Source organism: Variovorax sp. PDC80 (genome assembly GCF_900115375.1).
Lineage (GTDB): Bacteria > Pseudomonadota > Gammaproteobacteria > Burkholderiales > Burkholderiaceae_C > Variovorax.
On the sequence record NZ_FOWG01000011.1, the window covers coordinates 78136 to 97837 of the forward strand.

Sequence of the window (19702 nt, forward strand, 5' to 3'; positions counted from 1 at the left end):
GCCATGGACGACATCGTCAGACAGGCCCTGGCCAAGTGGCCCAACGTTCCGCACTGCTACGGCTGGCTCGGCCTCGACGCGCGCGGCAACTGGTACATGCGCGACGACCGCACCCAGGCCCAGGGACCGTTTCCGGCCGCCAAGGGCTCGATGCTGCGGCACGACAAGCTGATCGACTTCATCCACCGCAACTACGAGCACGACGACGAGGGCCAGTGGTTCTTCCAGAACGGGCCGCAGCGGGTCTACGTGGAGCTGGAGGCGGCGCCGCTGGTGTGGCGCATCGCCGAGACCGGCTTCGCGGTGACGGCCCACACGGGGCAGGCCGTCGAGGTCACGGGCTGCCTGCTCGACGAGCATGGGCACCTCTATCTGTCGGCGGGCCTCGGCCTGGGGTTGGTCCACACGCAGGACGTGGGGCTCGCGGCCGATGCGATCGAGCAGGGGTTGTGGACGCCCGAGACGGTGACGGCGGCGGAACTACCGGCGCGCTTCGGGCATGTGCTGAGCCCGGCCGAACGCCATGCTACGCAAGCCTGAATTGCTATCTAAAACGTAGCAAGCGAACACGAAAAAGCCGGCGCGAAGCCGGCTTTTTGCTGGGCGGACGCGGCGCGCGGGCCGCGGTCCTCTTCCGAATTACTTGCTGGCGCTGGCCGCCGGAGCCGCAGGCGCCGCGCCCGAAGCCGCGGGTGCTGCGGCGGCCGAAGCGCCATCGGCCGGGGCTGCCGCCGCCGGACGCTCGGGCACCGGGAACTTGGCGCCGCCGGCGTTGGCCATGTAGACCACGGCACGGCCGATCTCGAGGTCCTCGAAGTCGCCGCCGCCCTGGGCCGGCATCGCGCCCTTGCCCTTGAGCGCATGCTCGAGCAGCGTGGCGTAGCCCTGGCCGATGCGCGGGCCCCAGGCAGCCGCGTCGTTCAGATGCGGTGCGCCGGGAATGCCGGGCGCGCCGTGGCAAGCGACGCACTGGGCCTTGAACACCGCTTCGCCGGCCGCCAGCGGGCGGTTGGCATCGCGGATCTCGATCGCGCCGATCTTCTTCAGGCGCTCGCCGACCTCGCGGTCGCGGGCTTCCTGGGTGACGCCGTAGAGCGCCATGTTGTCGCCCTCGGCGGTACCTGCCGGCTTGTTGCCGGACACCACGTAGGCAACGAGGCCCACGATGATGAAGATGGGTGCGAGGAAGGAGAAAAAGACCGCCAGCAGCAGTTGCTTGGGATTCTTGATCGGACCGGTGTGGGCTTCTTCGGTGGCCTGGTAATGCGGGTCTGCGCTCATGGCGTCCTCAAAATCGGGGGCTCGTCGGGGGGCGTTTTTCGAATCAACCGACGATTATAGAGAGGCCCTTCGCCGCAAGGCGAAGGGCCTGTCGCATGAGCGTGCGCGGATTTGCGCGCAAACAACCGTCGAGGCGGCTTCAGCCCTTGCGGCGGATGACGACGGCGGGCGGCGTTTCGGCCGCGCCGGTCGTGGCCGCGGGGGCCGCGCCACCGCTCGCGCCGCTCGTCGCGGTGCCGGCCGCGGCCGCATCGCGCGAGGCCCAGCCGCCGCCCAGCGTCTTGTACAGCGTGACCTGGTTCTGCAGCAGCTGCAGCTGCGTGGTCACGGCCGACTGCTGCGCCGTGAACAGCGAACGCTGCGCGTCGAGCAGGTCGAGCGCGCTGGCCACGCCGTTGCGGTAGCGCAGGTCCGAGAGCTTGAAGCGCACCGCCTCGGCATCGGCCTGCGCCCGCTGCGCGCGCGCCTGCTCGCCGAAGGTGGCGCGGCCCGCGAGCGCATCGGCCACTTCGCGGAACGCGGTCTGGATCGACTTCTCGTACTGCGCCACCGCGATCTCGCGCCCGGCCTTGGCCGAGTCGAGGCCCGCGATGTTGCGGCCCGCGTCGAACAGCGGCAGCGTGACCGAGGGCGCGAAGCTCCAGGCCTTGGTGCCGCGGTCGAACAGGTTCGAGAACTCGCTGCTCGCGGTGCCGATCGAGGTGGTCAGCGAGACGCGCGGGAAGAAGTTCGCGCGCGCCGCGCCGATGTTGGCGTTGGCGCCGATCAGCTGCTGCTCGGCCGCGCGGATGTCGGGCCGCTCGGCCAGCAGGTCGGAGGGCAGGCCCGCGGGCACGTCGGGGATCGGGCGGATGCCGCCCAGGCCCTTGGCGCCCGCGAAGGCGCTGGCCGGCACCGGTGCACCCAGCAGCAGCGCGAGCGCGTTCTCGTCCTGCTGGCGCGTGCGCAGCTGCTGCGCATAGGCGGCGCGCGCGGTCTCGGCCAGCGAGTTGGCGGCCTGGAAGTCGAGCTCGGACGACACGCCGTTGTCGAAGCGCAGCTTGGTCAGCCGCACCGATTCCTCGCGCGTGCTCAAGGTCTGGCGCGTGATCTCGAGCAGCTCGTCGTCGGCCAGCACCGTGAGCCAGCCGTTGGCGACCGCGGCGATCAGGCTGATCTGCGCGGCCTTGCGCGTTTCGTCGGTCGCGAGGTACTGCGCCAGCGCCTGGTCCTTCAGCGCGCGGATGCGGCCGAAGAAGTCGATCTCCCAGGCAGTGATGCCGAGGTTGACCGAGTACTGCGACGTCACGCTGCCCTGGCTGCTGTCGATCGCCTGGTACGGGTTGGGGCTCGAGCGCGAGCCGTTGCCCGACAGGCCCAGCGCGGGGAACAGGTCGGCGCGCTGGATCTGGAACTGCGCGCGCGCCTGCTCGATGTTGAGCACCGAGACGCGCAGGTCGCGGTTGTTGGCCAGCGCAGTCTGGATCAGGCCCGCGAGGCGCGGGTCGGTGAAGAAGTCCTGCCACGGCATGGCGGACGCCGCCGGCCCGGCCGGCTGCGCCGGATCGCCCGGGTAGGTGGTGGGCACCGGCGCCGCGGGGCGCTCGTAGGTGGGGATCAGCGAGCAGCCGGCCAGCAGCAGCGTGGCCGCCAGCGCGGTGGGAATCAGTCTGTTATTGAGATTCATGTTTTTCCTCCGAGATGCCGGCGGCTTGCGCATGCCGCTTGTCGGCCTCGTGCTGGCGCGCGCTGCCCTTGAACAGCGTGCGCACCACCACGAAGAAGACCGGCACGAAGATCACCGCGAGCAGGGTGCCCGTCACCATCCCGCCGAGCACGCCGGTGCCGATGGCGCGCTGGCTCGCCGAGCCGGCACCCGAGGCCGTGAACAGCGGCACCACGCCGAGGCCGAAGGCCAGCGAGGTCATGATGATCGGCCGGAACCGCAGGTGCGCGGCCTCGAGCGCCGACTCGATCACGCCGCGGCCCTGCGCCTGCAGGTCCTTGGCGAACTCGATGATCAGGATCGCGTTCTTCGCCGACAAGCCGATGATCGTGATCAGGCCCACCTGGAAGTACACGTCGTTCGAGTACGAACGCAACAGCGTCGCGAGCAGCACGCCGATCACGCCCAGCGGCACTACCAGGATCACCGACAGCGGGATCGACCAGCTCTCGTACAGCGCGGCCAGGCAGAGGAACACCGCCAGGATCGCGAAGCCGTAGAGGATCATGGCCTGCGAGCCGGCGAGCTTTTCCTCGCGCGACTGGCCGGTCCACTCGAAGCCGAAGCCTTGCGGCAGCTGCGAGGCGAGCTTTTCCATCTCGGCCATCGCGGCACCGGTGCTGTAGCCGGCCGCCGCGTCGCCGCTGATGCGCATCGCGGGATAGCCGTTGTAGCGCACCGTCTGCGTCGCGCCGGTGACCCACTTGGTGGTCGCGAACGCGCCCAGCGGCACCGGCTGGCCCTGTGCGTTGGTCGCATTGAGCTTGAGCATGTCCTCGGGCTGCATCCGCGCCGGGGCATCGGCCTGCACCACCACGCGCTGCAGGCGGCCGCGGTTCGGGAAGTCGTTGATGTAGCTCGAACCCAGCGCGGTCGACAGCGCGCCATTGATCGCGTCGAAACTCACGCCCAGGGCGTTGGCCTTGTCGCGGTCGATGTCGATCTGCAACTGCGGTGCGTCTTCCAGGCCGTCGGGACGGACCTGCGACAGGATCTTGCTCTGCGAGGCCATGCCCAGCAGCTGGTTGCGCGCGTTGACGAGCGCCTCGTGGCCCGCGCCCGAGCGGTCCTGCAGCCGGAAGCTGAAGCCGCTGGCGTTGCCCAGTTCGGGAATCGGCGGCGGGCTCAGCGGATAGATGAAGGCGTCGCGGATGCCCGAGAGCGCGCCGAAGGCCCGGCCGGCGAGCGCGCTGGCCGAATTGCCCGGGTCCTTGCGCTCCTCCCAGTCCTTGAGCGTCACGAAGGCGAGGCCCGCGTTCTGGCCCTGGCCCGAGAAGCTGAAGCCCATCACGCTCACGATGCTCTGCACTTCGGGCTGCTTCATGATGAAGCCCTCGACCTGCTGCATCACCGACAGCGCACGTTCCTGCGTCGCGCCCGGCGGCAGTTGCACGTTCACGATGATGTTGCCCTGGTCTTCCTGCGGCAGGAACGAACTCGGCAGGTGCGTGTAGAAGTACACCACCGCGCCGATGATCGCCGCGTAGATGATCAGGTAGCGCGCGGCGCGGCGCAGGATGCGCGCGACGACGCTTTCATAGCCCTTGGCGGTGCGCGAGAAGCCGCGGTTGAACCAGCCGAAGAAGCCGCGCTTCTCGTGGTGGTGGCCGGCTTCCACCGGCTTGAGCAGCGTGGCGCACAGCGCCGGCGTGAGCGACAGCGCCATGAAGGCCGAGAAGCCGATCGAGGCCACCATCACCGCCGAGAACTGGCGGTAGATGTTGCCGGTCGAACCCGCGAAGAAGGCCAGCGGCACGAACACCGAGATCAGCACCACGGTCACGCCGATGATGGCGCCCGAGATCTGCTGCATCGCCTTGCGCGTGGCTTCCAGCGGCGACAGCCCTTCCTCGCTCATGATGCGTTCGACGTTCTCCACCACCACGATCGCGTCGTCCACCACGATGCCGATCACCAGCACCATGCCGAACATGGTCAGCACGTTGATCGAGAAGCCCAAAGCGAGCAGGGTGGCGAAGGTACCGAGCAGCGCGATCGGCACCACGATGGTCGGGATGATCGTGTAGCGCCAGTTCTGCAGGAACAGGAACATCACGAGGAACACCAGCGCGACGGCCTCGAACAGCGTCTTCACCACTTCGGTGATCGAGATCTGCACGAAGCGCGAGCTGTCGTAGGGGATGTCCCATTTCACGCCCTTGGGGAAGTAGCGTTCGAGCTCGACCATCTTCGCGCGTACGGCCTTGGCCGAGCGCAGCGCGTTGCCGGTCGGCGTGGGCTGCACGCCGACGCCCACCGCGGGCACGCCGTTCAGGCGCGCCGAGGTGGCATAGCTCTGGCCGCCGAGTTCGACGCGCGCCACGTCCTTCAGGCGCACGGTCGAGCCGTCGGTGTTGGCGCGCAGCACGATCTCGCGGAACTGCTCGACGCTGGTGAGCTGCCCGTTGACCGTCACCGTGGCGGCGATGGCCTGGCCCGGCACGTTCGGCAGGTCGCCGAGCGTGCCCGAGGCCACCTGGGCGTTCTGGGCGCGGATCGCGGTGTTGACGTCGGACGGTGACAGGTTGAAGCCCTGCAGCTTGGCCGGATCGATCCAGATGCGCATCGCATTCTCGGAACCGAACAGCTGCACCTTGCCCACGCCCTCGATGCGCTGCAGCTCGGGCACGATGTTGCGCGCGACGTAGTCGCCGAGCGCCACCGGGTCGACGTCGGGGTTGTCCGACGAGAGCAGCGCGAACAGCAGGAAGTTGTCGCGCGACTTGTCGACCTGCACGCCCTGCTGCGTCACGGCCGAGGGCAGCCGCGGCGTGGCGCGCGAGAGCCGGTTCTGCACGTCGACCTGCGCGAGGTCTTCGTTGGTGCCGGGCTCGAAGCTGATGGTGATCGCGCCGGTACCGTCGGCCTGCGCCACCGATTCCATGTAGATCAGGCCGGGCGAGCCGTTCATTTCGCGCTCGATGACGGACAGCACGCTGTCCTCGAGCGTCTGGGCCGAGGCACCCGGATAGGCCACGTTGATCACGATGGCGGGCGGCGCCACCGGCGGGTACTGGGCGATCGGCAACTGCGTGATGGACACGCCGCCGAGAACGATGACGAACAGTGCGATCACCCACGCGAAGATGGGTCGATCGATGAAGAATTTGGCCATTGCGGGCGCGCTCCTTGATTACTTCTTCTCGGCCGGAGCCGAGGCTGCCTTCTGGGGGGCGGGTGCCGCGCCAGAGGCTGCCGGCGCGGCGGCGGGCGCCGCACCGTTGGGATTCGGTTTCGTCCACGGGACGGCCTTCACGGGCGTGCCCGGCGGCATCATCTGCAGGCGCTGGAAGCCGTCGACCATCACCTGTTCGCCGGCCTTCAGGCCTTCGAGCACCACCCACTGGTTGTCCTTGGCGGCGCTGATCTTCACCGTGCGCTGGCTCAGCTTGCCGTCCGCGCCCACCACCGTCAGGTGGTCACCCTGCTGGGTGCGCGTGACCGCCTGCTGCGGCACCGTGATCGCGTTGCTGACCTGCGCCTGCTCGAGCTTCACGCGCACGTACAGGCCCGGCAGCAGCTCGCCCTTGGGGTTGGGGATCTCGGCGCGCAGCGTGACCTGGCCGGTGGTGGCGTCGACCGTGAGGTCGGAGAACAGCAGCTTGCCGTCCTGGCCGTAGTCGGTGCCGTCCTCGAGCACCAGGCGGATGCTGGCCGCGTCTTCGCCGCTGGCGCGCTTGTACTGGCCCGCGGCGACCGCGCGGCGCAGCTTCAGCACGTCGGAGGCCGACTGCGTGAAGTTCACGTACAGCGGATTGATCTGCTGCACCACGGCCAGCTCGGTGGCATCGCCCTGGCCGACCAGCGCGCCTTCGGTGACCAGCGCGCGGCCGATGCGGCCCGAGATCGGCGAGGTCACGTCGGCGTAGCCCTGGTTGATCTTCGCGGTCTGCAGCGCGGCGCGGCTGGCGGCCACGTCGGCCTCTGCGGTCTTCTGCGAAGCCACCGCGTTGACGTATTCCTGCTTGCTCACGGCATTGGCCTCGACCAGCGGCTTGTAGCGGTCGGCCAGGGCCTTGGCCTGCGCGGCATTGGCTTCGGAGCGGGCCAGTGCGGCCTGCGCGTTCTGCGTGGCGGCCACCAGCGGTGCCGGATCGATGCGGAACAGCAGCTGGCCGGCCTTCACGTCGCTGCCTTCGCGGAATTCGCGCTTGAGCAGGATGCCGGCGGCACGGGCGCGCACCTGGGCCACGCGCGAGGCCTCGAGGCGGCCCGGCAGTTCGGTCACCAGGCCGACATCGCCCGGCGCCGCGACGATCACGCCCACTTCGGGGGCGGGATGGCCGCCGCCACCACCACCGGCAGCACCGGCGCCGGCTGGCGCGTCGCTCTTCGAACAACCCGCGATGACCAGCAACACGACGGCAGCCACGGTCGCGAGGCGCGGCGAAAGAAACGATGGGCGCGAAACATGCAGGAGAGGCATGCGATTCCTTTGAAGCGAAGACGGGAGACGGCGATTTTTGCGGCCGCGCCGGAAAGCCAGCACGGCCAGGTGGGCCATCGGGAAGGGCGACAGTTTACATACATTCATGGATGTATAGTGACATCCACGCAATGGCCCCACGATATGCAAAGGGCGTTGCCTTTACAAATCAGGAGACTTGGTGGCACGTCGTACGAAGGAAGAAGCACTGGCGACGCGGAATCGACTGCTCGATGCCGCGGAGTTGCTGTTTCAGGCGCAAGGGGTCTCCCAGACCACGCTGCAGCAGATCGCGCAGCAGGCCGGGGCGACGCGGGGCGCGATCTATTGGCATTTCAAGGACAAGGCCGATCTCTTCAACGCGATGATGGAGCGGGTCATTCTTCCGCTGGAGGCGCCGCCCAAGGCCGCGGCCCTGAGCCATGACGACCCGCTGGCCGAGATCGAGGAGGGCATGGTGCATGCGCTGACTCTCATGACCACCGACCCGCAGGTGCGCCGCGTGTTCGACGTGGCAACCCACAAGGTCGAATACACCCACGACATGGCCTCGGTGCAGCAGCGCCATCTCGATGCGCGCAATGCCTGCGTGGTCGATTTCGAGAAGGCCCTGCGGCTGGCCGCGCGGCGCGCCCGCATCAAGCTGCCGGTGCCCGGCAGCGTGGCGGCGCAGGGGCTGCATGCGCTGATCAGCGGGCTGATCCAGAACTGGCTGCTCGATCCCGCGGCCTTCGACCTCGTGCCCACGGGCCGGCGCACCTTCCGCGTGTACCTCGCGGGCCTCGGTTTCGCGCGGCAGACGGGGGCGAATGGCGCGGCCGTGCACGAAGCCGAAACAGCGGCCGCGTGATAGGCGATAATGCGAGGCTCCGGTTTCACCGGAAACCCATTTCTCGCTGTATTTCAACGGATAGAATTCGGCCCTCCGAAGGCTGAGATCCAGGTTCGATTCCTGGCGGCGGGACCAGACACACGGCAAAAAGGCCGGAAGCTCCAAGGGGCTTCCGGCCTTTTTCATGGGGCGGTCATCGGGCGAAGGCAGGTCGCCCGCGCTTCAGACCCGGCAATCCGGCGCCAGCCGGTCGAGCGTCTGCACGATGCGCATCGACAGCCGCTGCGAATAGGCGCCTGCCGGATGCAGGATGTCGGCCATCTCGCTGGCCCTGAACTCTTCCGCACCCCAGTCGGCGAAGCCCGCGCCGGTGTCCTGCGCCACCTTGCGGATGGCCGCGTCGTACTTGTCGCGGCCCGGCACCGCGATGCGCTGGCGCGACAGCCCCGTGACGATCACGACCCGGCCCTCGCGCATCGCGGTGGCGATCATGCTGCGCAGCGGAGCCTCCACCGGCAGCGACAGCGCCGCGTCGTTGATGCCGTGGCCGATGACCACGAACCGCGCCTCGCGCTTCTCGCTCGCGAAGCTCGCGGCGCGCGTGGTGGCCGTCTCGCCATTGGCGGTGCGGTCGTCGATGGTGTAGCGCGGCCGCAGCCGCTTCAGCGCCGCGGCCGGCGGTTCGGCCAGCCGCTGGTTGCCGCCGTAGCCGCCGTGCAGGATCGAGTCGCCATAGAGCACGACGCTGCAATTGGGCGCGGCCGCGGCGGCAGGGGCCGCCGGCGTGGCGGGCGCGGCGGCGACCTGGGGCGGCGCCTCGGGCGCGCGCTGCACGGCCGGCGCAAACGGCACCGCTGGCGCGAGCGCCACGGGCGCGGGCGGCCGGGCCTTGTCGGGGGCGGACACTCCGCAGGCCGCGAGCGCGCAGGCACCCAGGAGGGAAAGGAGGGCCCGCGACGCGCGCGAGGCCTGGCGCGCACGGGCGTGCACTGCGAGATGGGAAGACATGGGAGGGGGAATCCGGTTCCGAGGTCGCCATCTTGCGAGTGCAATGTGGAGCAACTGTGAAGATCGTACCCCCGACATGGCCTTGCTTGCTTTTGCGGGCCGTCGCGCAGCCAATCGCCGCAGGGCCGCCCGTGCCATCGCCCCGCGCGGCATCATCGGCATCCATCATGAGAATCGGCATCCGGACCAAGCTCTTCTTCTTCCTGCTGGTGGCTTGCGCCGCCGTGGTGGTGGTTCAGGCCGGCGCCATGCGCTTCGTGTTCGCGCGCGGCTTCCTCGGCTACCTCAACCAGCAGGGCCGCGCGCATGTCGAGGAGATGCTGCCGCGCGTGGCCGCGGCCTATGCGGCGCACGGCGACTGGCAGTTCCTGCGGCAGGACTTCCGCAACTGGATGGAGCTGGTGCTGCCGATCGCGCGCGAACCCGGCGTGGATCCGGCGCCGCAGCTCGCCTCGTCCGACCAGACCGGCGCCCTCGCGCGCATCGGCCTGCTCGACGCGCACCTGCGCCGCGTGGTCGGCAATCCCTCGGTCGGGCCGGACTCGATCCGGCTGCCGGTGACGGTCGACGGGCGCATCGTCGGCTGGGTGGCGATGGTGCCCTTCGAGGACGTGTTGCCCAAGGACGACGCGCGCTTCCTCGAACGGCAGTTCAAGGCCCTGACGCTGATCGGCCTGGGCTCGATCGCGGTGGCGGCGCTGCTGACCTTCGTGCTGTCGCGCGCGCTGCTGCGGCGGGTGCGCGGCATGGCCCGCGCCACGCAGCGGCTGGCCGCCGGCGACTACGCCTCGCGCATCGAGGTCGGCTCGAACGACGAGCTCGGCCATCTCGCGAAGGACTTCAACCGCATGGCGCAGACGCTGGAACACACCGAGCGCGCGCGCCGCACCTTCATGGCCGACATCTCGCACGAGCTGCGCACGCCGCTGGCGGTGCTGCGCGCCGAACTCGAGGCGATCCAGGACGGCATCCGCTCGACCACCGCGCAGTCGGTCGATGCGATGCATGCCGAGGTCGGCCGGCTGGGCAAGCTGGTCGACGACCTGCACGACCTCTCGCTGACCGACATCGGCGCGATGACCTACCGGCGCACGCCGATCGACGTCGCCACCGTGCTGCGCGCGGCGGTCGGCAGCATGCAGGGCCGGCTCGAGGCGGAGGGGCTCGAGCTGCGGGTACGGATCGCGCAGGCACCGCTGTCCATCAGCGGCGACGAGCGGCGGCTGCAGCAACTGGCGGCGAACCTGCTCGAGAACTCGCTGCGCTACACCGACCGCGGCGGCGTGGTGCAGGTGCGCGCCGATCGTCACGAGAGCGGCGTGCGCATCGTGGTGGAGGACGGCGCGCCCGGCGTGCCGAGCGACAAGCTCGGGAAGCTGTTCGAGCGCTTCTACCGCGTCGAGGGCTCGCGCAACCGCGCCAGCGGCGGCAGCGGGCTGGGCCTGGCGATCTGCCGCAACATCGTCGAGGCGCACGAGGGCCGCATCCAGGCCCAGGCCTCGCCGTTCGGCGGACTGCGCATCGTCATCGACCTGCCGGGGATCGACGCATGAGCTCGGGCCTTCCGACCCTGGGCCATGTGCTCGTCGTCGAGGACGAGCCGCGGCTGGCGGCCGTGCTCGGCGACTACCTCGCGGCGGCCGGCTACACGCACCACTGGGTCGCCGACGGCAACGCGGCGCTGCCGGCCTTCCATGCGCAGCGGCCCGACCTGGTGCTGCTCGACCTGATGCTGCCCGGCCGCGACGGTGTGGAGATCTGCCGCGACCTGCGGCGCCTCGGCGCGGTGCCGGTGATCATGGTCACCGCGCGCGTCGAGGAGGTCGATCGCCTGCTGGGGCTGGAGATCGGCGCCGACGACTACGTGTGCAAGCCCTTCAGCCCGCGCGAGGTGGTGGCGCGCGTGGGCGCGGTGCTGCGGCGGCATCGGGCCGCGAGCGCCAGGCCCGCGGCCGCGTCGGCGCAGGCCCCGCTGCTGGTGGTCGAGGCCACGGGCCGCGCCAGCGTGCGCGGCCGCGAGCTCGACCTCACGCCGGTCGAGTTCCGCCTGCTGGCCGTGCTGCATGGGGCGCTGGGCCGTGCCTTCTCGCGCGACCAGTTGCTGGGCCGCATCTACGACGACCGGCGCGTCGTGACCGATCGCACCATCGACAGCCACATCAAGAACCTGCGCCGCAAGCTCGCCGAGGCCGGTGGCTCGGAGGACTGGATCAAGTCGATCTACAGCGTCGGCTACCGCATGGAGCTCTGAGCGCCCGCTTCGGCGAAGTGCGAGGGCGGGCGGCCCAGCGTGCGGCGGAACATGGTCGAGAACGCGGCGGGGCTGTCGTAGCCCAGGTCCAGCGCCACCGTCGTCACCGGCTCGCCGGCCGCCAATCGCGACAGCGCCAGCAGCACGCAGGCGCGCTGGCGCCACTGGCCGAAGGCCATGCCGGTCTCGCGGCCGAAGCGGCGGCTGAAGGTGCGTTCGCTCACATGCAGCCGCGCGGCCCATTGCGCCGGCGTGGCGTGGATGTTGGGCGCGCGCAGGAAGTCCAGGCACAGCGCGGCCAGCGCCGGCTCGCGCGGCAGCGGCAGGTGCAGCGGCAGCGCCTCGGCGCGCGCCAGCTCGTGCAGCGCGAGCCGCATCAGCAGGCCGTCGCGGCCCTGGCGCTCGTACTCGGCGGGCACCTCGACGGCTGCCATCAGCAGCTGGCGCAGCAGCGGCGACACCTCGAGCACCTCGCACTGGCGGCCATGGCGCGGCGCCTCGCGCGGCTCGATGTAGAGGCTGCGCGTGCTCACGCCCAGCATGCGCACGCGGTGCGGCTGGCCCGCCGGTATCCACACGCCGCGCTGCGGCGGCACCACCCAGGCACCGTCGTCGGTGCCGACCTCCATCACGCCGGTGGCGCCGTAGAGGAACTGCGCGCGCCGATGGCTGTGCGTGGGCAGCAGCTGGCCCGGCGGGTAGTCGGTGCCGATCGCGAGCACCGGGCGGGCGATGGCGTCGACGGCATCGATCGGGACATTGCGCATGAGGGGAAGAAGTGGCTTGGCCGGAACGAAAACATCATTGTCCGGCTTGCGCGGGCGCGCCGCACGGCAGCGGCCTATCTTCGAGGCCTGTCTTCGTTCTCCTGGAGTGCCTCTCGTGTGGATCTATGTCCTGCTCGCGGTCTTCGGTGGCCTCGCGGGCGTCACCACCGTGCTGTTCGGTTTCGGCGGTGGCTTCGTCGTGGTGCCGCTGCTCTACCGCGTGCTGCTGCTCGCGCATGGCGAGCACAGCGCCACCGGCCGCGCGGCCATGCACATCGCGGTGGCGACCTCGACCTGCGTGATGATCGTGAGCGCGCTGCTCGCCACGCGGCGCCACCAGCGCGCCGGCACCATCGACTGGCCGCTGATCCGGCCGCTGCTCGGCTTCATCGGCCTCGGCGCCATCGTCGGTGCCGCGGCCGCGGTGCAGGCCGATGGCGGGTTCGTACGGCTGGCCTTCATCGTCTACCTGGGCGTCACCCTTCTCGACTGCCTGTTGCGCCCGGGCTTCATCGTGCGCCGTGCCACGGCGACGGCGGCCATCGCGCCGCTCTCGCGCGGCATCGCCACCGCGGGCAGCTTCGTCATCGGCCTGATCGCGGCCTTCCTCGGCGTGGGCGGCAGCGTGATGACCGTGCCGCTGATGCGCCGCCGCGGCATCGACATGACGCGCGCCACCGCCATGGCCAATCCGCTGTCGCTGCCCATCGCGCTGGCCGGCACCGCCACCTACATGGCGCTGGCCTGGCGCTCGGGCGCGGCGCTCGAGGGCTGGCACCTCGGCTACGTGGACCTGCCGGCCTTCGCCGCGCTGGTCGCCGGATCGCTGCTGGGCGTGCGCGCCGCCGCGCCGCTGATCGGCCGCCTGCCCGACCGCGTGCATGCCTGGGGCTACCTCGCGCTGCTGGTGGTGGTGCTGCTGGGCATGCTGCTGCGCTGAGCCGGTTCGCGAAACGCGCGCCTGCTTGTCATCGAAGTTCGACAGTTGGGCGCCGGCGGTTGCGGCGCCGCGCCGGGCCTGCCACCATGGCCGCATGCCTTACCAACTCCATTACTGGCCCACCATCCAGGGCCGCGGCGAATTCGTGCGGCTCGCGCTCGAGGCCGCCGGTGCCGACTATGTCGACGTGGCGCGCGAGCGCGAGGACCAGGGCGGCGGCGAAAGCGCCCTTGGCCGCCGGCTTGCCGATCCCCTGCAGACGCGGCCGCCATTCGCACCGCCCTTCCTCGTCGACGGCGACATCGTTGTCGGCCAGACCGCCGCGATCCTGCTCTACCTGGGGCCGCGCCTGGGCCTGGCCGGCGTCGGCGAATCGGACGGCCTGTGGACGCATCAGCTGCAGCTCACCATCGCCGACGCGGTGGCCGAGGCGCACGACACGCACCATCCGCTCTCGACCGGCGACTACTACGAGGACCAGCGCGACGCCGCGCTGGCGCGTGCGAAGGGCTTCCGCGAGCAGCGCATCCCGAAGTTCCTGAACTGGTTCGAGCGCGTGCTGCAGCGCAATCCCTCGGGCGACCTGCACCTGGTGGGCGACGTGCTGACCTACGCCGACCTCTCCCTGTTCCAGTTGGTCGACGGACTGCAGTACGCCTTTCCCAAGGCCACCGCGCACGCGCTCGCGAAGACGCCGGCGGTGGCGAAGCTGCATGCCAACGTCCGGCGCCGCCAGAGCGTGCAGGCGTACCTGCAGAGCCCGCGCCGCATCGCCTTCAACGAGGACGGCATCTTCCGGCGCTATCCCGAGCTGGACGCCTGATTCAGCGCACCAGTGCCGCCGCATCTCGCCATGCGGGCAGCGGCACCAGGCCGGCCACGGTCACGGGCCTGGCCTGCGGGCCGAACAGGTAGCGCTTCGGCACGATGCCTTCGAGGTGGCGCAGCACATCGCTGCGGTCGTCGATGAAATGCGTGATGCCCAGTTCGCGGCAGTGGTCGGCCTTCTGTGGACGCTTCAGGCAGAAGCGCAGGTTGCCGGGCGCCATGCCCGTGCGTTCGAAGAAGCGGTGGTGCGCGAGCCAGGCGCGGCTCTTGGCCTGCACGCTCGGTCCGCACTTCGACACCAGCCAGACGCGGCCCTCGAAGCGATCGACCAGCGGCGCGACGGCCTCGAACATGCCTTCGTAGGGCGGCGTGTCGAGCGCGTCCCGCAGCGAGCCGCCGATGAAGGCGGTGTCGCCGCCGTCGGCCCGTTCGGCCGCGATCAGCACGCGGCCGATGTCGATGCCCAGGCGCGGGAGATGTTGCGATGCGTTCTTCATGTCGTGTTCCTTTCTTGTGTGTGCGGTGGATCGTAGGAACGAAGCCAATCACCAGGAACTACCGATATGCGATGGGCTATCCATAGAATGGATAGGTGGACATCCCCCGCACCAACCTCGACGCGCTGCAATCCTTCGCCGTGTTCGCCGACACGCTGAACTTCAGCGAATCGGCGCGCCTGCTGCACATCAGCCAGCCGGCGCTGCATGCGAAGGTGCGCAAGCTCGCGGAGCAGCTCGACGCCAAGCTCTACCTGCGCGTGGGCAGCGCGCTGCAGCTCACGAGCGCGGGCGAACAGGTGGCGCGCCATGCGCGCGAGCTGCTGCTGCTCAACCAGCGCTTCGTGAAGGGGCTCGCGCAGGGGCAGGAGCAGGCGGTGGTGAGCCTCGCGGCCGGCGAGGGTGCCTACCTCTACCTGCTGGGCAAGGCGCTGTCGCAGTTCTCGGGGCCGGGGGCCTCGCCGCACCTGCAATTGCTCACGCGCAACCGCGACGCCTCGGTGCAGGCGGTGCGAGCGGGCCAGGCACAGCTGGGCATCGCACCGCTGGGCGGCGTGCCGGCCGACCTGCATGCGGTGCGGCTCACGGTCGTCGGCCAGGTGCTGGTGCTGCCGCGCGCGCATGCGCTGGCCTCGCGCCGTTCGGTGCGCTTGCGCGACCTGCAGGGCGCGAACCTGATCGTGCCGCCCGCGGGTCGGCCGCACCGCGAACTGCTCGGCCGGCTGCTGCAGGCCGAGTCGGTGTCGTGGCAGCCCTCGCTCGAGGCCGATGGCTGGGAGCTGATGCTGCGCTTCGCCCAACTGGGCTTCGGGCTGACGGTGGTGAATGCCTGCTGCCGCATTCCCAAGGGCCTGGTGGCGGTGCCGCTGCAGGGCTATCCGCCGCTCGAGTACCACCTGTTCCGCGCGGCCGACCGTCCGCCGTCCGTGCATGCGCAGCGCCTGTGGAATGCGCTGCTCGCGCAGGCCGACCACTGGAAGAACGCATGACGCCCGAGGACGCGAGCCGGTTCATCGCCTACGTGCTGCGGCATGCGCCCGAATCCATCGGCCTCGCGCTCGATGCCGAGGGCTGGGCCGAGATCGATGCGCTGGTGGCCGGCGCGGTGGCCGCGGGCCGCGCGCTCACGCATGCGCAGGTCGTGCAGGCGGTCGATGCGGTCGAGCGGGGCGCGAAGAAGCGCTACGCGCTGTCGGCCGACGGCCGCTGCATCCGCGCGCTGCAGGGCCATTCGACGCCGCAGGTCCGCCGCAGCTTCGAACCGGCGGAGCCACCGGCCGTGCTGTTCCATGGCACGGCCACGCGCTTCCTCGCATCGATCCGCGCCGAAGGCCTGCGGCCCGGCGCGCGGCAGCATGTGCACCTGTCGGCCGACGAGGCGACCGCCGTGCAGGTCGGGCAGCGCCATGGCAAGGCGCATGTGCTGCGGGTCGATGCGGGCGGAATGCAGGCGCTGGGCCATGCCTTCCATCGCGCGGAGAACGGGGTCTGGCTGACGGAGGCGGTGCCGCCGCGATTCCTGTCTGGCTGGCCTTCGTCCGCCTGATCTACGCGCCCGAGCGCTGGGTGGTCGAGCGTGAGCGCGAGCGCTTGCGGGTGGTGCGGGGTTCGGCGGCGGGCAGCGCCGCGGCGCTGCGCAGGTCCTGGTTGCGCTGGTGCGCGCCCGCGATCACGCGGCGCAGGCCGCGCTCCATCGACTCGAGCTCCGAAGCCGTCATGTGCTCGTTGAACATCTCGTGGATGAGCTTCTGGTAGGGCGGCCACATCTTGCGGCGCAGCGCGCGGCCCTGCTCGGTCAGCACCGCGACGCGGCCGCGCCCGTCGGTCTCGTCGACCTCGCGCACCACCAGGCCCTCGGCCTCGAGCGTGGTGACGATGCGCGAGATGAAGCTGCGGCTGTAGACCGCGCGCTCCGCGAGCTCGTGCATGCGCATGCGGCCGTTCGGCGAGGCGTCGAGCAGCCACAGCACGTCGTACCAGGTCAGCGGCGGCAGGCCTTCCTTGCGGAAGCTGTCCTCCATGAAGTCGAGCACCAGCACATAGGCGCTGATGAAGGAGGCCCAGGTGGAGGTGCCGCGCACGGCGGTGGAACGGGGCGTTGCCATACGGGTGGAGAGCGCTTTCGGGAGTGAGCCTCGATTCTCTCTCCGCCGCGCCGGCCACCCGGGCGCGCACCGCTATGGGAGTGCCGCGTACCTGGCCTCGGGGTCGATGCCGTAGAGCGACAGGGCCCGCGCCGGCAGTTCCGCGTCGACCGCGCCGTCGTCGGCCAGCGCCTTGAGCGCCGCGAGCGCGACGTGATGGCGGTCGACCTCGAAGAAGGCGCGCAGCGCTTCGCGCGTGTCGGAGCGGCCGAAGCCGTCGGTGCCCAGGGTCACGAAGCGGCGATCGCCGACGAAGGGCCGGATCTGGTCGGGCACGATCTTCATGTAGTCGGTGGCGGCGATCGCCGGTCCGTCCTGGCCGGCCAGGCACTGCGCGACATACGAAGCGCGCGGTGCCTGCGCCGGATGCAGGCGGTTCCAGCGCTCGGCTTCGAGGCCGTTGCGGCGCAGCTCCGAGAAGCTGGTCACGCTCCAGATGTCGGCGCTCACGCCGAAGTCGCGCTGCAGCAGCGTGGCGGCCGCGATCACCTCGGAGAGGATCGCGCCGCTGCCCATCAGCTGCACATGCGGCGCGCCGGCGGCACGAGTGCCCCGCTTCAGGCGGTACATGCCTTTCACGATGCCTGCCTCGGAACCTTCGGGCATCGCCGGATGCGCGGTCTTCTCGTTGAGCAGCGTGAGGTAGTAGAAGACATCCTCCTGCGGCTCGCCGTACATCCTGCGCAGCCCGTCCTGCACGATGACCGCGATCTCGTACGCGTAGGCCGGGTCGTAGGACACGCACGACGGGATCACCGACGACAGCACGTGGCTGTGGCCGTCGTCGTGCTGCAGGCCCTCGCCCTCGAGCGTGGTGCGGCCCGAGGTCGCGCCCAACAGGAAGCCGCGCGCGCGGATGTCGCCGGCGGCCCAGGCCAGGTCGCCCACGCGCTGGAAGCCGAACATCGAATAGAAGATGTAGAACGGGATGGTGGCGACGCCGTGCGTGCTGTGCGCGGTCGCCGCCGCGATCCAGGACGACATCGCGCCCGATTCGTTGATGCCTTCCTGCAGGATCTGCCCCTGGCGGTCCTCCTTGTAGAAGCTCAGCTGGTCCGCGTCCTGCGGCGTGTAGAGCTGGCCCACGTGCGAGTAGATGCCGACCTGGCGGAACATGCCGTCCATGCCGAAGGTGCGCGACTCGTCGGGCACGATCGGCACCACGCGCGGGCCCAGCACCGGGTCCTTGAGCAGTTGCGCGAGGATGCGCACGAAGGCCATGGTGGTGGCGTACTCGCGCTCGCCGCTGCTTTGCAGATGGCTCGCGAAGGCCGCGAGCGCGGGCGTCGCCAGCGGGCCCGGTCCGCGCGAGCGTGACGGCAGGAGCCCGCCAGCGCGCTGCAGCCCGGCCTCGAGGCAGGCGGCCTCGGGGCTGCCGGGCGCGGGCTTGATGTATGGAATCTCCTCGAGCCGTTCGTCGGGCACCGGAATCGCGAAGCGATCGCGGAAGGCGCGCACGGCGGGGTCGCCCATCTTCTTCAACTGGTGGTTGATGTTGGCCGCTTCGCCGGCCGCGCCCATGCCGTAGCCCTTCACCGTCTTGGCGAGGATCACGGTCGGCTGACCCGCGTGGCGCACGGCGGCGGCATAGGCCGCATGCACCTTCAAGGGATCGTGGCCACCGCGGGCGAGGGCGCCGATCTGTGCGTCGCTCAGGTGCGCGACGCGCTGGCGCAGCTCGGGGTCCTTGCCGAAGAAGTGTTCGCGCACGTAGTCGCCGCCGTGCGACTTGAAGGCCTGGTATTCGCCGTCGACGCATTCCATCATGCGCCGGTGCAGCCGGCCGTCGTGGTCCTGCGCCAGCAGCTCGTCCCAGCCGCTGCCCCAGACGACCTTGATCACGTTCCAGCCCGCGCCGCGGTAGACGCTCTCGAGCTCCTGGATGATCTTGGCGTTGCCGCGCACCGGGCCGTCGAGGCGCTGCAGGTTGCAGTTCACCACGAAGATCAGGTTGTCGAGCTTCTCGCGGCCCGCCATCGCGACCGCGGCCAGGGTCTCGGGCTGGTCCTGCTCGCCGTCGCCGAGGAAGGCCCAGACCTTGCGGCCCTGCGCCGGGATCAGTCCGCGGTCCTCGAGGTAGCGCATGTAGCGGCCCTGGTAGGCGGCCATCAGCGGACCCAGGCCCATCGAGACGGTCGGGAACTGCCAGAAGTCCGGCATCGTGCGCGGATGTGGATAGGAGGCGAGGCCGCCGCCGATCTCGCGCCGGAAGCGGTCCATCTGCTGCTCCGACAGGCGCCCCTCGAGGTAGGCGCGCGCATAGATGCCCGGCGAGGAATGGCCCTGGATGTAGAGCATGTCGCCGAGGAACCCGGGCGTGGCGGCGCGGAAGAAGTGCCGGTAGCCGGTTTCGTAGAGCGTGGTGGCCGAGGCATAGGTCGCGATGTGGCCGCCGACGCCCGAGTGCTTGCCCGCGCGCAGCACCAGCGCCATCGCATTCCAGCGCAGGTAGGCGTCGAGCCGCAGCTCGATGTTCACGTCGCCCGGAAAGGCCGGCTGATCGGCGACGCGCACGGTGTTCACGTAGGGCGTGGTGCGCGGCGCGGCATAGCGGCCGGCGGCCGCGTGGTCCTGCTCGATCAACTGGTCCAGCAGGTAGTGGGCCCGGTCGCGGCCTTCGTGGACCACCACGGCGCGCATGGCGTCGAGCCATTCGCGTGTCTCTTGCGGATCGATGTCGTCCGCGCTCGCCAAGTCGTTCATTCGTTGCTCCTTCGTTGTGCGGTTCGTTGTTCGAACGTCGTTCGCATCTCACTGAATTTCATTATGTGGATATGAATCGTGCAATGCGCAACGGCAATGTATCCCCAGTTGATTGCAAATGCAATCAGTTGTGCTGTAACCTGCCTGGCGTGGATCGAGGCGATGTGGGGGATGAAGAAGGCTGAACTGGCCATGATTCGCCGCCATGACCTCGATCACAACGGATCTATCTGCATGCGATAGCAACTATTGATGTGGCAGATCCGTACCCATGCCCATGGCGCCCGCCGGGGCCGAAGACAACCCCTCGAGAACCCAAA

General features: G+C 70.0%; 18 protein-coding genes and 1 tRNA gene. 9 read left to right on the plus strand and 10 right to left on the minus strand.

The window, feature by feature from the left end; all coding sequences use genetic code 11:
* Window positions 1–3: 3 nt before the first annotated feature.
* Window positions 4–540 (plus strand): DUF2946 family protein, encoded by a 537-nt coding sequence (locus BM109_RS28385; RefSeq protein WP_093350389.1) that lies wholly within the window; start codon window positions 4–6, stop codon window positions 538–540.
* Between the two features lie 99 nt (window positions 541–639).
* Here the strand turns inward: BM109_RS28385 and BM109_RS28390 are convergent, their stop codons facing one another.
* From BM109_RS28390 to BM109_RS28405, 4 genes are all read right to left on the minus strand, one after another.
* On the minus strand, window positions 640–1281 hold the full coding sequence (locus BM109_RS28390) for a c-type cytochrome (protein ID WP_093350392.1): 642 nt from the start codon (window positions 1279–1281) through the stop codon (window positions 640–642).
* 139 nt (window positions 1282–1420) lie between these two features.
* Entirely contained in the window at window positions 1421–2947 is a 1527-nt protein-coding gene (locus tag BM109_RS28395; RefSeq protein WP_093350395.1) for an efflux transporter outer membrane subunit, read from the minus strand.
* On the minus strand, window positions 2934–6101 hold the full coding sequence (locus tag BM109_RS28400; protein WP_093350397.1) for an efflux RND transporter permease subunit: 3168 nt from the start codon (window positions 6099–6101) through the stop codon (window positions 2934–2936). Before BM109_RS28400 ends, BM109_RS28395 begins: the two co-directional genes overlap by 14 nt.
* Before the next feature lie 18 nt (window positions 6102–6119).
* Complete coding sequence (locus BM109_RS28405; RefSeq protein WP_093350400.1) at window positions 6120–7412, minus strand: efflux RND transporter periplasmic adaptor subunit; 1293 nt, start codon at window positions 7410–7412, stop codon at window positions 6120–6122.
* A gap of 178 nt (window positions 7413–7590) precedes the next feature.
* Here BM109_RS28405 and BM109_RS28410 point away from each other — a divergent pair, with 178 nt between their 5' ends.
* Together BM109_RS28410 and BM109_RS28415 are read left to right on the plus strand one after the other, a co-directional pair.
* Window positions 7591–8262, plus strand: a complete 672-nt coding sequence (locus BM109_RS28410; RefSeq protein ID WP_093350403.1) for a TetR family transcriptional regulator — start codon at window positions 7591–7593, stop codon at window positions 8260–8262.
* Between the two features lie 42 nt (window positions 8263–8304).
* Window positions 8305–8379: transfer RNA gene (locus tag BM109_RS28415), tRNA-Arg, on the plus strand.
* Window positions 8380–8466: 87 nt separating this feature from the next.
* On the opposite strand, the gene BM109_RS28420 is transcribed toward BM109_RS28415, so the two are convergent.
* A complete protein-coding gene (locus tag BM109_RS28420; RefSeq protein ID WP_143129283.1) occupies window positions 8467–9252 on the minus strand; it encodes an SGNH/GDSL hydrolase family protein in 786 nt (261 codons plus the stop codon).
* Between the two features lie 167 nt (window positions 9253–9419).
* On the opposite strand from BM109_RS28420, the gene baeS reads away from it, so the two are divergent.
* Both baeS and BM109_RS28430 read left to right on the plus strand, forming a co-directional pair.
* On the plus strand, window positions 9420–10805 hold the full coding sequence (gene baeS / locus BM109_RS28425; protein WP_093350409.1) for a sensor histidine kinase efflux regulator BaeS: 1386 nt from the start codon (window positions 9420–9422) through the stop codon (window positions 10803–10805).
* Window positions 10802–11503: a response regulator gene (locus BM109_RS28430; RefSeq protein WP_093350412.1), complete on the plus strand. Its 702-nt coding sequence runs from the start codon at window positions 10802–10804 to the stop codon at window positions 11501–11503. Before baeS ends, BM109_RS28430 begins: the two co-directional genes overlap by 4 nt.
* On the opposite strand, the gene BM109_RS28435 is transcribed toward BM109_RS28430, so the two are convergent.
* The gene (locus tag BM109_RS28435) at window positions 11485–12270 is read right to left on the minus strand and encodes an AraC family transcriptional regulator (RefSeq protein ID WP_093350415.1); all 786 of its coding nucleotides are present in this window, start codon (window positions 12268–12270) and stop codon (window positions 11485–11487) included. The two genes, BM109_RS28430 and BM109_RS28435, sit on opposite strands and share 19 nt — an antisense overlap.
* 115 nt (window positions 12271–12385) lie before the next feature.
* On the opposite strand from BM109_RS28435, the gene BM109_RS28440 reads away from it, so the two are divergent.
* A complete protein-coding gene (locus tag BM109_RS28440) occupies window positions 12386–13210 on the plus strand; it encodes a sulfite exporter TauE/SafE family protein (RefSeq protein ID WP_256222833.1) in 825 nt (274 codons plus the stop codon).
* A gap of 94 nt (window positions 13211–13304) precedes the next feature.
* A complete protein-coding gene (locus tag BM109_RS28445; RefSeq protein WP_093350421.1) occupies window positions 13305–14033 on the plus strand; it encodes a glutathione S-transferase in 729 nt (242 codons plus the stop codon).
* A gap of 1 nt (window position 14034) precedes the next feature.
* On the opposite strand, the gene BM109_RS28450 is transcribed toward BM109_RS28445, so the two are convergent.
* Entirely contained in the window at window positions 14035–14535 is a 501-nt protein-coding gene (locus tag BM109_RS28450; RefSeq protein ID WP_093350424.1) for a hypothetical protein, read from the minus strand.
* Window positions 14536–14630: 95 nt separating this feature from the next.
* On the opposite strand from BM109_RS28450, the gene BM109_RS28455 reads away from it, so the two are divergent.
* Both BM109_RS28455 and BM109_RS28460 read left to right on the plus strand, forming a co-directional pair.
* On the plus strand, window positions 14631–15524 hold the full coding sequence (locus tag BM109_RS28455) for a LysR family transcriptional regulator (protein WP_093350427.1): 894 nt from the start codon (window positions 14631–14633) through the stop codon (window positions 15522–15524).
* On the plus strand, window positions 15521–16081 hold the full coding sequence (locus BM109_RS28460; RefSeq protein ID WP_093350430.1) for an RNA 2'-phosphotransferase: 561 nt from the start codon (window positions 15521–15523) through the stop codon (window positions 16079–16081). The genes BM109_RS28455 and BM109_RS28460 overlap by 4 nt, the downstream gene beginning before the upstream one ends.
* Window position 16082: 1 nt before the next feature.
* Here BM109_RS28460 and BM109_RS28465 read toward each other — a convergent pair whose 3' ends face one another.
* The 3 genes from BM109_RS28465 to BM109_RS41345 form a co-directional block, all read right to left on the minus strand.
* Window positions 16083–16640: a MarR family winged helix-turn-helix transcriptional regulator gene (locus BM109_RS28465; protein WP_093350433.1), complete on the minus strand. Its 558-nt coding sequence runs from the start codon at window positions 16638–16640 to the stop codon at window positions 16083–16085.
* A gap of 72 nt (window positions 16641–16712) precedes the next feature.
* Window positions 16713–19382, minus strand: a complete 2670-nt coding sequence (gene aceE / locus BM109_RS28470) for a pyruvate dehydrogenase (acetyl-transferring), homodimeric type (protein ID WP_093350436.1) — start codon at window positions 19380–19382, stop codon at window positions 16713–16715.
* Complete coding sequence (locus tag BM109_RS41345) at window positions 19379–19576, minus strand: hypothetical protein (RefSeq protein ID WP_177239489.1); 198 nt, start codon at window positions 19574–19576, stop codon at window positions 19379–19381. Before BM109_RS41345 ends, aceE begins: the two co-directional genes overlap by 4 nt.
* Between the last annotated feature and the right edge of the window lie 126 nt (window positions 19577–19702).

Bases quoted from the DNA above. Each gene is read 5' to 3' on its own strand.
- BM109_RS28385 (WP_093350389.1), top strand. From the start codon at position 4: ATGGACGACATCGTCAGACAGGCCCTGGCCAAGTGGCCCAACGTTCCG.
- BM109_RS28390 (WP_093350392.1), bottom strand. From the start codon at position 1,281: ATGAGCGCAGACCCGCATTACCAGGCCACCGAAGAAGCCCACACCGGT.
- BM109_RS28395 (WP_093350395.1), bottom strand. From the start codon at position 2,947: ATGAATCTCAATAACAGACTGATTCCCACCGCGCTGGCGGCCACGCTG.
- BM109_RS28400 (WP_093350397.1), bottom strand. From the start codon at position 6,101: ATGGCCAAATTCTTCATCGATCGACCCATCTTCGCGTGGGTGATCGCA.
- BM109_RS28405 (WP_093350400.1), bottom strand. From the start codon at position 7,412: ATGCCTCTCCTGCATGTTTCGCGCCCATCGTTTCTTTCGCCGCGCCTC.
- BM109_RS28420 (WP_143129283.1), bottom strand. From the start codon at position 9,252: ATGTCTTCCCATCTCGCAGTGCACGCCCGTGCGCGCCAGGCCTCGCGC.
- baeS (WP_093350409.1), top strand. From the start codon at position 9,420: ATGAGAATCGGCATCCGGACCAAGCTCTTCTTCTTCCTGCTGGTGGCT.
- BM109_RS28430 (WP_093350412.1), top strand. From the start codon at position 10,802: ATGAGCTCGGGCCTTCCGACCCTGGGCCATGTGCTCGTCGTCGAGGAC.
- BM109_RS28435 (WP_093350415.1), bottom strand. From the start codon at position 12,270: ATGCGCAATGTCCCGATCGATGCCGTCGACGCCATCGCCCGCCCGGTG.
- BM109_RS28445 (WP_093350421.1), top strand. From the start codon at position 13,305: ATGCCTTACCAACTCCATTACTGGCCCACCATCCAGGGCCGCGGCGAA.
- BM109_RS28450 (WP_093350424.1), bottom strand. From the start codon at position 14,535: ATGAAGAACGCATCGCAACATCTCCCGCGCCTGGGCATCGACATCGGC.
- BM109_RS28460 (WP_093350430.1), top strand. From the start codon at position 15,521: ATGACGCCCGAGGACGCGAGCCGGTTCATCGCCTACGTGCTGCGGCAT.
- BM109_RS28465 (WP_093350433.1), bottom strand. From the start codon at position 16,640: ATGGCAACGCCCCGTTCCACCGCCGTGCGCGGCACCTCCACCTGGGCC.
- aceE (WP_093350436.1), bottom strand. From the start codon at position 19,382: ATGAACGACTTGGCGAGCGCGGACGACATCGATCCGCAAGAGACACGC.
- BM109_RS41345 (WP_177239489.1), bottom strand. From the start codon at position 19,576: ATGGCCAGTTCAGCCTTCTTCATCCCCCACATCGCCTCGATCCACGCC.